Source organism: Salinisphaera aquimarina, assembly GCF_042643355.1.
GTDB lineage: Bacteria > Pseudomonadota > Gammaproteobacteria > Nevskiales > Salinisphaeraceae > Salinisphaera > Salinisphaera aquimarina.
This window is the reverse complement of the sequence record NZ_JBHRSS010000005.1, coordinates 40395-54101: the sequence shown is the minus strand read 5'-3', so window position 1 is coordinate 54101 and position 13707 is coordinate 40395. Positions and strand designations below refer to the sequence as shown.

The window sequence follows — 13707 nt, the reverse complement described above, 5'->3', positions numbered from 1 at the left end:
CAGGTTCGGCTACAGGTCTATCACGAGCCCGGCATCGAAACCGCACTCTTCGTCTCTATAACCGAGTTGGTTGCTGACGACGCGTGTCGTGCCTTTCGGCGTGACGATGGTCGTATCCGCCGACCAATGGTTGTGCCCATAAATCCATAGCGGAACCGCATCGCCCATCAGGTGCTCGAGATTCGAATGGAAGTACGCAGTCATCTCGTCGCCTGGACCGAATTGGGGGTTGGTAACAGCCCAGGTCGGGGCGAAGTGCGTTACAACCACGGCCGGAGCGCTGGGCCGTAGGGCTCCCTCCAGCCATGCGACATCGCGGTCGTACCATTCAACCATCCGATTGGGCGAAATCAAGCGCCCGTCGCTCCGGATCTCGGCAAAGTCAGCCATGACGGGATGCGCGACCCGCGCCACGTGACTCCACGGCAGCGGACCCGAGTCGAATCCTGTCCATAAGGTGCAACCCAGGAATCGTTGTCCGAGAATCTCCAGTTCATCGCGCTCAAGCAGATGCACGCCCCGTTCGGCAGCCAGCGCTCTGGCCTTGATAAGAAGAATCGGGGCGTCTTTGCCGAAAAATTCATGGTTACCCATAACATGGTTACCCATAACGTAGAGCGTCGGCCGACTGAACGTCCTGCCGGCCCACGCGATGCCTATCGTGCTGGTATGAGTATCGCCTGCGAGCACAACCAGATCACAATCAACGTCATCCCGAATATTCGCCTTCTCGGGGCGCTTGTAAAATTCGAGGTGCAGATCAGAAAGAATACGGATCTTCATGCGGGTCCGTGTGCTATGAGTACGTGATTGAGCCAGTAGAGGTTAGTTTAACGCTGGGTTCTGCGCCGTTCCGCGGACGGTATAGAAAAGTTAACGGATGCTTTCGATCTTCTGCCGCTATACGTTTTGGGACATACGGATTGTGGATCCATTACACGCCTTCCGGCCGATGATGAGCCTTGGTCGAAGTGTCCACATTAACGGATGAGAGCCCACGCGGTATTTCGCAGTTGGAAGATGTTCGCACGATGGCCTCGACGTACGGGAGGCGTACAAATGACTCTATGAGTCCCCACTGCCATGCCCATTAAAAGGGTCTTCCAAAAGGCGCTTCACGCGGATATAGGCCTCGATCCAACAATTCAGAAGCCTGATAGTCTCTTCAAGATCTAAATAGCTCGCTCCTGCGCCCAAATTCTTTAGCCCTCGAAAAATTTCGCGGAATATCTCGCCAACTTGGCTGTCGACGTTTACCCATCTGTTATCAGTGCGCAAACGGCCTCGTTTAAAATCGAAGCTTTCCAGTCCCTCGTCATTTTTTTCAATCGGCTTTGGCTTGGTTGGTGCGTTTGGGTCATCGACGACCAGTGGTCGAGGTTCATATTCGCGGCCGTTGACCTCGACTGGACCCTCCCAGCCTGATAGTTCGTCAATCAGCTGTTGGCGTCCCTCCGAAGTTTTTTCGGAATTAACGAAAGCCTGCCGTGATGCATCGATAACGGCCTGAAAATGCTCCTCAGATGGGAACATATCGCCGCCTGGCACGACTGTGGCCCTTATTCGAAAACCCGTTGCCGTATTTTCATCGTCTGGATGAAAGATCGGGTTGATCGCGATCATTTTCATATTGGCACGAGCGGCCTCTGGGCAAACGTATTTCCCCAATTCGGTCAGACACTGTTGGAACCTGGAGTAATGCCTAGGACGTATCGGGAACGTTAGGACAAGTGTGTTCTGCATAGCGTCATCCAGTTGTGTTTTGCAACACTATAAAAGCATGACCGAATAGTCGTTTGCAAGAACAAAATATTAGTAACCGTGTGCCCTAATTAGATATGTGTTTATTGATTATATAAAAAGCAATTTAGGGGTTCCAAGACGTGGTAGGGTCGAAGCAGTTCGATGAATATCAGACGCGCGACTATGGAAGACCTTTTCTTGCGTAGATCGGGAGCTGCTAACGCTGTAACCAGCTTATCGCAGCTGCAATAAGCAACAGCAGGGTGCGATCGGAATCTTGTAGATTCACGCTTAGCATGTATTTTCCTTCCATGTTTATTACTGCCCGTTTATGCAGGCGAACGGCTTGAGCCAGAGATGCGGCTTCTGCATCAAATACCAGCTCTAAGCCCTCGACAGCCAGCTGACGCAGCAGCCACCGACGCAATATAGCGGCGTTTAATGAACCGTTCTGCAGTGAAGCGTCGATGCTGCGGAATATGCTCCGCAGATCATGGGCGCGCGGAATTCTCAAATGTCCTCGCGGTCTGACCCGACGGCCGGTTAGATACCCTAATTTTAATCCACGGTCGCGCTCGCCCAAGAACTCGGCTATTGCTCTGTAGCGGTCAACCGTGAGACGTAGTCGCCACGCCGCTGTGTAATCGTTTATGCCCTCGCGTTTTGCTAACGCAACGCTGGCAGCGAGTTCCGCGGTCAGCGCTGACAAGTCAATTGTGGAAGGGCTCTCCGTCAGTGTCACGTTCGTCTCCTCTTCGATCACGTTGACCCGTTGATGGAGGAGCGCAGGCAGCCAAGTTGAGTTGAAACGACTCAAGAATGGGCCACCCCCACTGACCTGAGTTCCGCCATGGTGCACGCGCCATCGGTCGATATCATTCGTCTTGCGTGCCAGGAGGGCGGCTTCGAGTTGGCGAGATAGTCCAAGCCAAGGGGGCGTCTGGGCATGGAGTAGAGGAACCGAGTGTGCGTACCAGATAAGCGTTGTGGTGGGAGTGGCGTGTCCAAGTTGTTTGGAGAGATAACGAAACTGGAGTCGGGCCGGCAAGTGGTTTATCGGTTTGAGCCGTTCAAATGACGAGTCGTAATGCGCCCCGGGTTTCAGCATTCTCATGGGTTGCGTGGTGTGACTGGGATGGGTAACCAGCGCTGCAGCTGTGGCGGCGTTGTGGCGAGCAATATGTCCGCGTGCGCTGGATGCGTCGATATAGGTCGACGCCGCAGTTCGAAACCCGGTCGAAATCGTGCGGGCTATGCCCGGTACATCCATACCGATATCAGGTGCTAACAATATTTTCCCCGGATTATTGATTTTCCAGCCAAGTCGCCCTAGTAACTCGGTTAGTCGGGTGCTGATTGCGCCAGGTATGTGTACCGATACGACGCGTCGACTTGATAGCGTTTTCAGTTGTCTTCGCTTTATAGGATGAACATGTATTGATAACTTCTCGTTGTCGATGGCGACATCGCGAGACATTAGTCCGGCAACCTCGCCGAGGCGCAAACCGGTTGTCATCTGAATGAGAGCGCCGGCTTCGGCTATCGTCGCCTCGTCGGCCGCAGTATCAAGTGAAAGCGCAGCGAGCGAACGATTGGTCGTAGCCGATAGGGCTGACTCTATAGCGGCACTTTCTTCATGACTCGAACAGTAGCCCGCACGGCGTGGTGCACTGGATTGCAGGCCGTCAAACGCTCTTGAAAGATCGATCTCAACTCCTATCCGATCGAGTATTTCGGAAAAATGAGACGCTGCTGAGGCCACCGTGCGAGCTGTGGCTCGCCGGGCTCCAGACCTCGATCCGATTGCGATTTTTCTGAACGCCTGCTCGAGATCGTCTGGATCAGTAACAAAAATGTTTCCCGGGCCGACACTGCGTATCAGTCGAGCGCCAATTGTAGTTAGGTAATCGTAGGCCGACGTGTCTGCCAATCGGTGCTCTTTGCGGAGGTAGATCACGAAAGTCGTTAACAGATAAATCAGGCTGGTGGAGCCAAACCTATTTCGAAACTCTTCGGCGAGTTCGGTAAGGCGTCGACGATTGGCTACCACATCACGTCGCACAGCGATTTCATTAGCGAGGCGACTGACGCGCCGGTATTCGGCAATCGCTGCTTTACGATTGATCGTTTCGCTGCCTTCCGTGGATGGCTCGCTTAAGACCGAATGAGCGACTAGCGCTTCGATCCTAGAAGAAAAGAGTGGGGCCAGTCGGCTCAATGAAGGGCCGATACTGTTTAGGACGCCGCGTTCCCAAGCGCTGCGCGTGCCGGCGATGTGGCATTGGCGACCCAGTCCGATTAGCAATAGCAGATCGTCAAGAGCCGTTTTGGTGTCGTGAGGCAGAAGATGGTGGATTTCATTCTGCGTGGTTAGTGCTTTTTCTATCTGCCGTTGAGTCGCTGGCGTTGAGCGACGGCGATGAATGTTCGAAACAAGCGTCACGATATCGCCTGTGAGCATCTGAGCTTCTGTCTCCTGCAGTCTGGAACCCGGTGGTCCTATGGGCACTTCGGCGATAACGCCCGCATCGAATTTATCGAAGGCATGTAGAGGGAGACTCGGGTCGAGTAGGTGGAGTAAACGTGTGGTCGTCGTGCCTGCGCCATAACTCGCTAACAATATAGTGGTGGCCGCCAGTATCGAGTCTTCGTCACCATTACGCATACCCCGATCCAGAACCTCAAGTGCGCCGGTCTCGATGGCCAGAGCCCAGCGTGAGGCATCGAAATGGACGGTAGCGAAGGCGCTGTGAGAGTTGTCAGGCGAGTGCAGCTGCGGTACGAACGGACGCCGCAGCGCTCGGCGATTAGGTGCCGTGCGGCTGCGAAGAGCGATCAACTCGGCGAGCTTCTCGCGTACAACGTGCTGAACGCCAACAGGCTCTCTTCTCGACTCTTTCAGTAGCTGCTGAATCGCTTGTGGCTCTATCAGCCACTCATCGGCGCTCTCCATAGCAATTTGGGCGTCGAACGCGCCGACCAGTTCGCGGCCTCGCTGATCTTCGATATCGCTCGGTTCGGCCAGCTTTAAGTTGCGACGAGTCCGACGTATCGTTCGAAGTCGTTTGTAGTCGGCGATCAGCTCGTTGGCTCGCCGAGGCAAGATTGCATTCGGCGGGCTGTGACGCCGGGCCGCCCCAACCAGTCGAAATCCGAGCTCTTCTACGTAGCGCTGCAGGTTCGGAGCAACACGATTGCCAAATTCCATCGGTGAGTCTGGGTCGCAGGCATCGAACACCGAATCCCCGATGCTATGACCCATCTGCAGTGCGGTATCTGAACCGGCAATATCGAAGCGATCTGCATGACTGGCAAAAAGATGCCTGATTAATGGGAGGGGGATTACCCACTGAGGCCACAAGTTGGCCAGAGCGTGTCGATTCAATTCCGTCCTGTCAGCTGTTGCGGCATCTTTATCGTTCGCAAACCACAAGGGACCTGTGCCGTGTAATGCTGCCCGAACACGCTCCAATAAAAGAGCGTCGCTGTCTTTTCGGCTAGCTAGCAGCCGCTCGGCGCGACTTAGCTGGCGAAGATACGCCTCGAGCTGCCCTGTAAAAAGCTGTGGTAACACGCAAACTCTGGCATCGAGTTCGGGATGGGTGGTTTTATCGGCGACTAGGCACAAGCTCCACTGACCCATGTTGCCGCTGGAGACTAGGAACTCGCGCCGGGTAATCGCGGCGATTGATGATGTGAACCGGTGAGCTGTACAGACCCCGAAAAGCAGCGCCAGGTAAGCCCCAAGGGCATGGACGCCGGCCATCACTTTTGCAATTGGCGCCTTGGTGAGTTGTATTGACGCTTCGGTTCGGGCAGTGACCGTTTCGACTGCTTCGCGTGCTTTCTCCCATCGAATTGCGGCGCGCGATGCCCCAACTAGATTTCTATTCGGTAGCTCTCGCCCTTCAACCTGAATGCCCATTGAACTGAGTGCATCACAATATATGGATGCCAGTCGGCTGGCAGGCGTCGCATAATAGTGCCCCGCTGCAGTCGAATGCTCGAGCGAAGATCCCGATAACCATTGAGCGTCGCGGAGATGGCCGGTGTTTACGAAAGCTTGGACCGCGAGCGTGTGAATACATCTGGTCTCGGTAAAACGAGGACAGGTCTGTCGTAGTCGGTTGCGCAAGTCGAACCATGCTCTTTGCCAGTGCTCGATCCGGCCTATGGCTGACAGCTCCTCGGATGAATAAAGTTCGCGCAATGTTGAAAGAGTAAGCGCAAGCGGCTGCGGCAGTGGTAGTGCCAACTCTGCCGATGTCACTTCGAACCAATCAGATGGCAGCCCGTTCAGTCTTGGCAGCGGTTGAATCGTGGTGATCCAAGATTCGGGAGTCAGGCGTAATGCTCCGGGAACTTCACTTTCGGTTCCTCGCGCGAGGTTCAAAATTGCATCGAGGCACTCTATCCGTCGCCTGCCTGTCAGCAGCATCAGCGATGCGCACGCGGCAGCGGCAATATCTATAGCTGCGCCGGCCGTTGCAGATGCCATCGTTGCTAACAGGATGTGCCAGATTTTAGAGGCCTCTCCGCACGTTAGCGTGCGGTCTGTATCGGGTAGCAAAGCCCCTTCAAGGTGGTGCCGAGTCGCTTGCTCGAACTCGAATTTGGTCGAGTCCAAGCTGTCGCTGGGTCCGACCTCTAGAGGCTCGTCTTCGTCTTGATAGAAGTCGAGGACAAAGGCACGTTCATAACCTTCCAGGTCTTCGAGAGGAATCTCGTCGTCCGGCGGGGCATCAAGCGAGGTTGGCGGCTTTTTGAAACGGTGGATTCCAACCAGTCCACCTGGGGAAATTGTCTGAGGCGGAGGAATGATCCGGGCAAGCGTCGGTTTATCAGCGCGTGGTCGCTTAGTAGGTGGCGATGTCCGATTAGCTTTCCGCCTTTTTCGAGCCGCGGCTGCTGCAGGCGTCAGTGCGGAGCGAGCGAAGCATTCTGCTGCGTCGCTCTGCTCTAAGAAGTAAGGAGAGATCAGCCGACCAAACTCATCCGCTTCGATTCCGATTGGCCATCGCTCAGCCAGAGCAGGCGACGCCGTATCGTCGAATCTGTTTGTGGGTTCAACCGTGAGAACATCACGGATTCGTCGAGCGGCTGCTTGGGTCCCGGTTCCTTGCATTCCGCCGGTGATTACGCGTAGGAGAGTCGCTCGAAGTATGGCTAGGGCTGCGTGCTCTCCTCGGCGTGGAACGAATGCACCGTAGTAATAGGAAAGGCCCAGCGCACCTGCAATCGGATGCATGTTCCCTTGCGCCCGAGTTGGATCACGGTGAAATTCGATGTGAAACGCATCTGCCAGACAGGCGAGTTGCTCCAGCCGCTCCTGCTCTTGGTTGGAGTAGAGATGATTGAGTAGGTCGAGCCCCCGGCGGATCTCGCCCGCAACGAGTTTCCCTTTTGGGATGCATCCGTCGTCTAGTAAGGCGAGAGCCGGATGCGTCAAACGGGAAATGCGAACGCTGTTTTCGTTGGCAACGAGTTCGATGCCATGCAGCTCCGCGAATGCAGCTATACGGTCATGTTTTGGTTGGGACTGTGAGCCCATGACAGTGCCTTTTGCGTAGTCATAACCGCAGTATTAAGCGTCAACGATCAGCGTTAATGCGGTAGCGAATACGCTAAATCATATCGAAAAACCTAAACCAAATAAGGAAATAAGGTGGAATAATCCATCAGAAGGAAAAATAATGGCGCTTAATATGATGCCACTAAATATGGCTACGAACCGCAGTCGGGAGTTCGACTCTCTCCGGGCGCACCATAAGTAAAAAGACCAGAAGCCTTCGGTTTCTGGTCTTTTTTTTGCTCGCTAGTTTGGTGTCCCAAGACTGTTGGATCGCCTCGCACAATTGTGCATTGCGCTGTTGTCGAGTTTAACGACGCTGGGGACCGACTTGTTCGGTTTTTCGCCTGAACAAGTCCAGGATGTGATCGGCAAGACCCTGCAGATCGACTCGACACCGTACGGGTGGTGTTGGGCGTCCATGAAATCGATCATCACTTGTCTCGGCGGTCGATGCGCTAAGGGCAAAATACGCAGAAGCCGTGCGCAGGGTCTCGTTCGCGCGCTTCAACTCGCGATTCTCTCCCTCAAGCATATTGACGCGCTTACGCTTGACCGTGGCCTAAGCGCACCCACTAGCGCAGCGTCTCGTTGTGGAGCCGAACTTGCCTGCGATCGAGCCGATGGCCACCCACCGGGACGCGTACTTGTCTCGATGATCGGACACCATCCGCACCGCACGCTGGCGGACTTCCGGTGAATATTGTTTGCTCTGTTCTATAGCTCCAGTCTCTCAAGAGTTGGAGCCTACGGTGAAGCCGGGGTGATTCGGAACCCACCAGGACGTTCACGGATAATTCCAAAGTAGTGGTGAGGGGAATACCCAGGGAAGTGCACGTCGGATTTGGATTCTCCATCACTCTCGGTTGCTGGTCTCACCTGATGAATAGGTTTGGCTCTATCGCCGGCGTAATTGCCGCTGCTAGCTTCCAAATCTACTAAAAGATTGGCCATAAATTATTTCGGCTTAAGAAATAAAATGAGTTGTATTGGACAGTCGGGTAAAAAAGGGGCGCCATGACTTGGTATATCGTTTGGCTAGTATTGTTTCTCGCAGCCATTCTTGCGTTAGGTCTCATTTATTCGCGCAAAGTGGAGACCGCCGATCAGTACGTTATGGCGGATTTCAGTTTGGGCCCCTTTGCGATCGTGGGGAGTATCGCCGCCACGGTGCTTGGGTCGGCCGCAATTATCGGCGCCGCCGGCAAGGGATTCGATTTGGGCGCGGCGTGGATATTTTCCAAGACATTTGCGCCGGTATCGATTCTGCTTGCGGTGATTCTGGGTACCACCATCCGCAAGCTGAAGCTTTATACGATTCCCGATCTATTTGTACGCAGATTTGGGCGAGCGACAGGCCTCATACCTGCGATTATCATCGCGATTTTGTACATGACACCGACTTTCGGTATGCAGTTGGTGGCGATGGGATCGATCTTGAGTACCGTAATTCACATGCCCGAATTTTTGGGCATGCTCCTCGGTTTCGTCATTTGTGTCGCATTCACATTGCTCGGCGGTATGCCCAGTGTGGCCTGGACAGACGCGGCGCAATCAGTACTGATAGTCGCTGGTGCATTCATATTGCTTTTTGCGGGCATTCATTATGCAGGTGGCGTCGATACTGTTATCCGGAATACGCCCAGTGAATATCTAAACCCCCTCGGCGGCACATTGCCGACCAAGGATATTCTCAAATACATATTTGTTTTTGGACCGTTCTATCTGATTTGGCAAACCACTTGGCAACGATTGACCGCTGCTCGAAGCCCGAAGGTGGCGGTCTGGTCGGTGAGTATCGGAATGGTGGTCGCAGCCTTGATTTCTCTCGTGTCGATCTGCATCGGTATCGTTGCGCGACAAGTCATACCACTCGATACGGATCACGACCTGGTTTACACCCTTTTCCTTACGCGTGTGACGACCCCCGCGCTCGGTGGTTTTCTCATGATTTCGCTTTTTGCAGCGGTGCTGACCGGCGCCACATCGTTTCTCTTGAGTGGCGCTACGAATATCTCCAAGGACATCTATCAGGGATGGATTGAGCCGGCCGCCGATGACCGGGCGGTTCTGAAAGTTTCGCGCTGGTCAGTGGGTGGTATGGCCGTGCTGGGTCTCGTCATCGCTCTTTCCATCAATGACATCATCAAGATATACACGTATGCCTTGTCATTGTCCGCGATCACGCTGGTGATGCCGGTGATGGCTGCAATGTTCTGGGAACGCGCCACAAAGAGCGGAGTGATGGCCAGTATTATCGTCTCACTGGTTTTCGGACTTCTCTGGAATGTACTGGGGCGGCCCTTTGGTATTCACGAGATCCTGCCGGGGCTGGGCGTATCGTTCCTGGTGCTGGCCACCGTGAGTCTACTGACGACGCATTCCTCCGATGAGGATGTATCTGCTTACTATTTCAGCCTCAAGGATAAAGACGCCGTCTAGCGGCTGTTGGTTGCTGGCTGTTCACGTCGCGTAGGTAGGGCGCTTAACCGAGCTTTGGTTACGTTGGATTTTTACCGGATCGTGTCGGCGATCGATTTTCGGAGAATGAATGAGTTCGTCTACTACAGTTTTTCAAGCACGCAAAATTCTGACCATGGCTGCCGATCGCCCTTACGCCACCCACGTAGCGGTTCGGGATGCACGCATATTGGCGGTTGGTACTCAGGACGATATGCGGGAGTACGGCGATATCGAAAGTGACGATCGATTCGCGGACAAGGTCCTTATGCCGGGGTTGATTGAAGGTCACTCGCACCTTCACGAAGGTGGCTTGTGGCAGTTCTGCTATGTGGGCTATTACGATCGGCGAGGACCGGACGGCAGGACCTGGCAAGGCTTGAAAAGTCCAGCGGCGGTTGTCGAGCGGCTGAAAGAGGCGGAAATGCAAATCGCCGAGCCTGGCGCGCCACTGCTCGCCTGGGGATTTGACCCGATTTATTTTTCGGGTGAAAGAATCACCAATCGCGAATTGGACCAGGTCAGCCAGACACGCCCTGTTGCAGTCTTGCATGCGAGTTTTCACTTGATGAACGTCAACAGCGCGATGCTCACCAAGGCCGGTATCACGAGTGATTCGGATATCGAAGGCGTAATACGCCACGCCGATGGCGAGCCCACGGGTGAACTGCAGGAGTTTGCCGCAATGTTTCCGGTCAACCGGGCCATCGGCAATGCGTTTCGGCTGGGCGGCGCCTCCAGAACAGGACTTGAGAATTTTGCGAAGCTTGCCCAGTTGGCAGGTGTGACGACCGCAACCGATCTCAATAACGAATTGACCGATGCCGATAGAGACGCGCTCGTGGTCGCGACATCAGACGCCTCCTTTCCGGTCCGGCTAGTGCCGGCATTTCGGACCATCGGCGCACTCGATGCCATCGAACAAGGGATCGAAAAAATTGAGGCTGCGACAGCTCACAATAGTCCGAAGTTGCGTTTCGGCGCGGTCAAACTGGTCCTGGATGGTTCTATCCAGGGGTTCACTGCACGGCTGCTGTGGCCGGGCTATCACAATGGCCACGCCAACGGGATATGGGTTACGTCGCCCGACGAGGCGGTAACGCTAATCGAAAAATATCACGCCGCTGGTTTCCAGTTGCATATCCATACGAATGGTGACCAGGCGACGGAAGTCGCGCTCGACGCCATTGAAAACGCGCTCGTCAAGCACCCCCGCAGAGATCATCGGCATACTTTGCAGCATGTGCAGATGGCGAATTCGGCCCAGTATCGGCGCATGGCTACTCTCGGCGTATGCGTAAATCTCTTTTGCAATCACATTTATTACTGGGGTGACGCGCATTACGCACTGACGATGGGGCCATCCCGTGCGCAGCGGATGAATGCCTGCGCGACCGCGCAGCGCGAGCGCGTTCCATATGCCATGCATTCGGATGCGCCGATCACGCCTATCGGTCCGCTTTTTACGGCTTGGTGCGCTACAAATCGCGAGACTGCATCCGGTCGCACTCTAGGCGAGGGCGAGCGTATCTCCGTGGAACAGGCGCTCAGGGCTATTACTCTGGGTGCGGCGTATACACTGAAAATGGACGACGAAGTAGGATCCATTGAAGTCGGCAAGTATGCCGATTTCTGTGTTTTGGATGAGAATCCTCTCGATTTGCCAGTTTCGGCACTGAAGGATATTCAAGTGTGGGGAACGGTACTGGGCGGCAATGTTTTCAAGGCGCCCCCGGCGGTGTGATGATAAACCAAGCAGGAAAGACAATCCCGCTTACCGTCGTCGGCGGATTTCTGGGCAGCGGGAAGACCACTCTCATCAACAGAATCCTTCAGTCGGATCGCGCAGGTCGGACAGCAGTCCTGGTCAATGATTTTGGTTCGGTTAACGTTGATGAGCGAATGATTGCCGCGGCTGGCGGCCAAACGATTGCGCTTACCAATGGATGCGTCTGCTGCTCTATCGGCGATGACTTGACCGAGGCGTTGATCCGCGTCTCTGAGATGCATCCTGTACCGGAGTGGATCGTCATTGAGACGAGCGGTGTCGCGGACCCGCGGCAGATTGCACAAGTCGGCGTGGTGGATCCGATACTGGTGGTCGATGGCGTAATGGTGCTCGTTGATGCTTCGACGGTGGAAGCCCATATGGAGGATAGTCGGATTGCCGATACCGTCCTGAGGCAGATCGAGGCAGCCGATATGCTGATCTTGAACAAGGCTGATCTTGTCGGCTCGGCTGATATAACCCGGCTTCGGAGTTGGCTCAGTCGCGTGGTGCCCGAGGCCACGATCCATGTGGCAATGGATGCAGATATCCCCTGGGAACTGGTGCGAAGTCCCGATGTGGCGCGATCAGTCAAGCCGCGTGGCCGTGTGCCAGACCAATGCGTTAAGTTGGCTACAACAATGTCGGCCGGCCCTGTGGAACATGATCATATCTACGCCACATGGACCTATGAAACGAGCCGCGATCTAAGTCGAGACAAGCTGCGTCTGCTGCTCGATGAGATGCCGCCGCATGTGCTCAGAGCCAAGGGTCTCGTCCGACTGGAATCGGAGCCCGCAGTTGAGACGATCATTCAATTTGCTGGACACTCGCGAGCACTGAAGTCCTCGGGGCGAGCGGCCCCCGACGTGTCCAGAATCGTATTCATCAGTACGTCCGAAGATGCGGATTTTGCCGCTATTCGTGAGTTGCTCTTGACGGCGGAATGCTGATTGGCCCTGAGTTACCGATAAAGCCTGCGAGCTGCGCCCTCGCTGATACGCCGGTATATGACGCGTCATGCAATCGGCGCATTATCCTGTCCCAGCTATCCTTCAAAAACGTCAGTCGATAAGCCGACGAACTCTGGAAAATAGTCCTTGCTGTTACCAGGCCCGTGAAGTGATACGGCGTCCCACAATCGGTTTTACAGTCGGGAAATGTTTCGTTAATCGGTATCAACACCGTGTAAAGCGGACGCTATTTGCTCATTCAGCAGGTCTATGAAGGCCTTGGAAGCGCGCGTTGGCTGCTTATTCTGAAGTTGCAGCAGATGCAACGGACGCCGTAAGACGAAATTCGTGGGGCGCAGTTGCACTAGCTGGCCTGCACGTAGCTCGTTGTCGACGGTATGCAGGGGGGCGATGGTAAAACCCGCGCCCGCGATCACCGCCTGCTTGACGGCCTCGGTGCTCCCCAAAGACATAGCGTAGTCAAAATTGAGCCCATAGCGAGCCATGGCCTGTTCGATTACAGCGCGGGTGCCGGAACCGGCTTCGCGCATGATGCATGGTGCGGCGGCGAGGTCCTCAAGCGTCAACTCTGCGATCGCCGCAAGCTTCGAATTCGCCGCGACCACTGGAACCAGTTCATCGTCGGTAAAAGCTCGCACGTTGAACGCGGCGTCATCGACGAAGCCTTCCGTGAGGCCGACATCGATCCGTCGTTCATGCAGATCGTCTTGAATGGTGTCTGTATTGGCGATCGACAGTTCTATGTCTACATAGGGATAACGATCGTGATAGCTCGCCAGAATTCTCGGCAGGAGATAGTTGCCAATGGTCATGCTGGCGCCGATACGTAGCCGGCCAGAGCGCAGATCTCGCAGCTCTTCGAGCGCAGTCTGGGCTTCTGCTTCCAGTGCGAAGAGTCGCCGGGCGTAGTCCGCCAGCACACGGCCGGCCTCTGTGGATTCGACACCGCGGGGCAAGCGATCCAGCAATAGGCTTCCGAGCGCCTGCTCGAGTCCGGATACATGGCGGGAGATCACCGACTGGCTCAAATACAGATGTTCTGCAGCGGCGCTGAAGCTGCCGAGATCGGCGACCGTAAGAAAAACGCGTAGTTGGCGAAAGTTCATGGTTGCGAAAAATGCATAGCAAGTATCGTAATAATGTACTTTTTAAGATGGCGCGCCAAGGGTACTGTCGTTGTAACAACAGTGTAG

Annotated in this window: 7 protein-coding genes and 1 other annotated feature; of the genes, 3 read left to right on the top strand and 4 right to left on the bottom strand. The window is 54.9% G+C overall.

Going from position 1 to position 13707, the window contains the following annotated elements; all coding sequences use genetic code 11:
- Nucleotides 1–9: 9 nt before the first annotated feature.
- From ACFOSU_RS12485 to ACFOSU_RS12475, 3 genes are all read right to left on the bottom strand, one after another.
- Nucleotides 10–783, bottom strand: coding sequence for a metallophosphoesterase (locus ACFOSU_RS12485; protein ID WP_380690099.1), 774 nt, complete (start codon nucleotides 781–783; stop codon nucleotides 10–12).
- A gap of 282 nt (nucleotides 784–1065) precedes the next feature.
- Nucleotides 1066–1629, bottom strand: a complete 564-nt coding sequence (locus tag ACFOSU_RS12480; protein ID WP_380690097.1) for a hypothetical protein — start codon at nucleotides 1627–1629, stop codon at nucleotides 1066–1068.
- A 331-nt stretch (nucleotides 1630–1960) separates the two neighbouring features.
- Complete coding sequence (locus ACFOSU_RS12475; RefSeq protein ID WP_380690180.1) at nucleotides 1961–7294, bottom strand: hypothetical protein; 5334 nt, start codon at nucleotides 7292–7294, stop codon at nucleotides 1961–1963.
- A 378-nt stretch (nucleotides 7295–7672) separates the two neighbouring features.
- Nucleotides 7673–7788: a sequence feature (AL1L pseudoknot), on the bottom strand.
- Nucleotides 7789–8329: 541 nt separating this feature from the next.
- Here ACFOSU_RS12475 and ACFOSU_RS12470 point away from each other — a divergent pair.
- The 3 genes from ACFOSU_RS12470 (at nucleotide 8330) to ACFOSU_RS12460 (ending at nucleotide 12493) form a co-directional block, all read left to right on the top strand.
- Nucleotides 8330–9754, top strand: coding sequence for a sodium:solute symporter family protein (locus ACFOSU_RS12470; protein WP_380690095.1), 1425 nt, complete (start codon nucleotides 8330–8332; stop codon nucleotides 9752–9754).
- 109 nt (nucleotides 9755–9863) lie between these two features.
- Entirely contained in the window at nucleotides 9864–11516 is a 1653-nt protein-coding gene (locus ACFOSU_RS12465) for an amidohydrolase (RefSeq protein ID WP_380690093.1), read from the top strand.
- Complete coding sequence (locus ACFOSU_RS12460) at nucleotides 11516–12493, top strand: CobW family GTP-binding protein (protein ID WP_380690091.1); 978 nt, start codon at nucleotides 11516–11518, stop codon at nucleotides 12491–12493. Before ACFOSU_RS12465 ends, ACFOSU_RS12460 begins: the two co-directional genes overlap by 1 nt.
- Before the next feature lie 215 nt (nucleotides 12494–12708).
- On the opposite strand, the gene ACFOSU_RS12455 is transcribed toward ACFOSU_RS12460, so the two are convergent.
- Entirely contained in the window at nucleotides 12709–13620 is a 912-nt protein-coding gene (locus tag ACFOSU_RS12455) for a LysR family transcriptional regulator (protein ID WP_380690089.1), read from the bottom strand.
- Nucleotides 13621–13707 lie beyond the last annotated feature (87 nt).

Excerpts from the sequence above, each read along its gene's own strand:
- ACFOSU_RS12485 (WP_380690099.1), bottom strand. The coding sequence starts at position 783 with ATGAAGATCCGTATTCTTTCTGATCTGCACCTCGAATTTTACAAGCGC.
- ACFOSU_RS12480 (WP_380690097.1), bottom strand. The coding sequence starts at position 1,629 with ATGAAAATGATCGCGATCAACCCGATCTTTCATCCAGACGATGAAAAT.
- ACFOSU_RS12475 (WP_380690180.1), bottom strand. The coding sequence starts at position 7,294 with ATGGGCTCACAGTCCCAACCAAAACATGACCGTATAGCTGCATTCGCG.
- ACFOSU_RS12470 (WP_380690095.1), top strand. The coding sequence starts at position 8,330 with ATGACTTGGTATATCGTTTGGCTAGTATTGTTTCTCGCAGCCATTCTT.
- ACFOSU_RS12465 (WP_380690093.1), top strand. The coding sequence starts at position 9,864 with ATGAGTTCGTCTACTACAGTTTTTCAAGCACGCAAAATTCTGACCATG.
- ACFOSU_RS12460 (WP_380690091.1), top strand. The coding sequence starts at position 11,516 with ATGATAAACCAAGCAGGAAAGACAATCCCGCTTACCGTCGTCGGCGGA.
- ACFOSU_RS12455 (WP_380690089.1), bottom strand. The coding sequence starts at position 13,620 with ATGAACTTTCGCCAACTACGCGTTTTTCTTACGGTCGCCGATCTCGGC.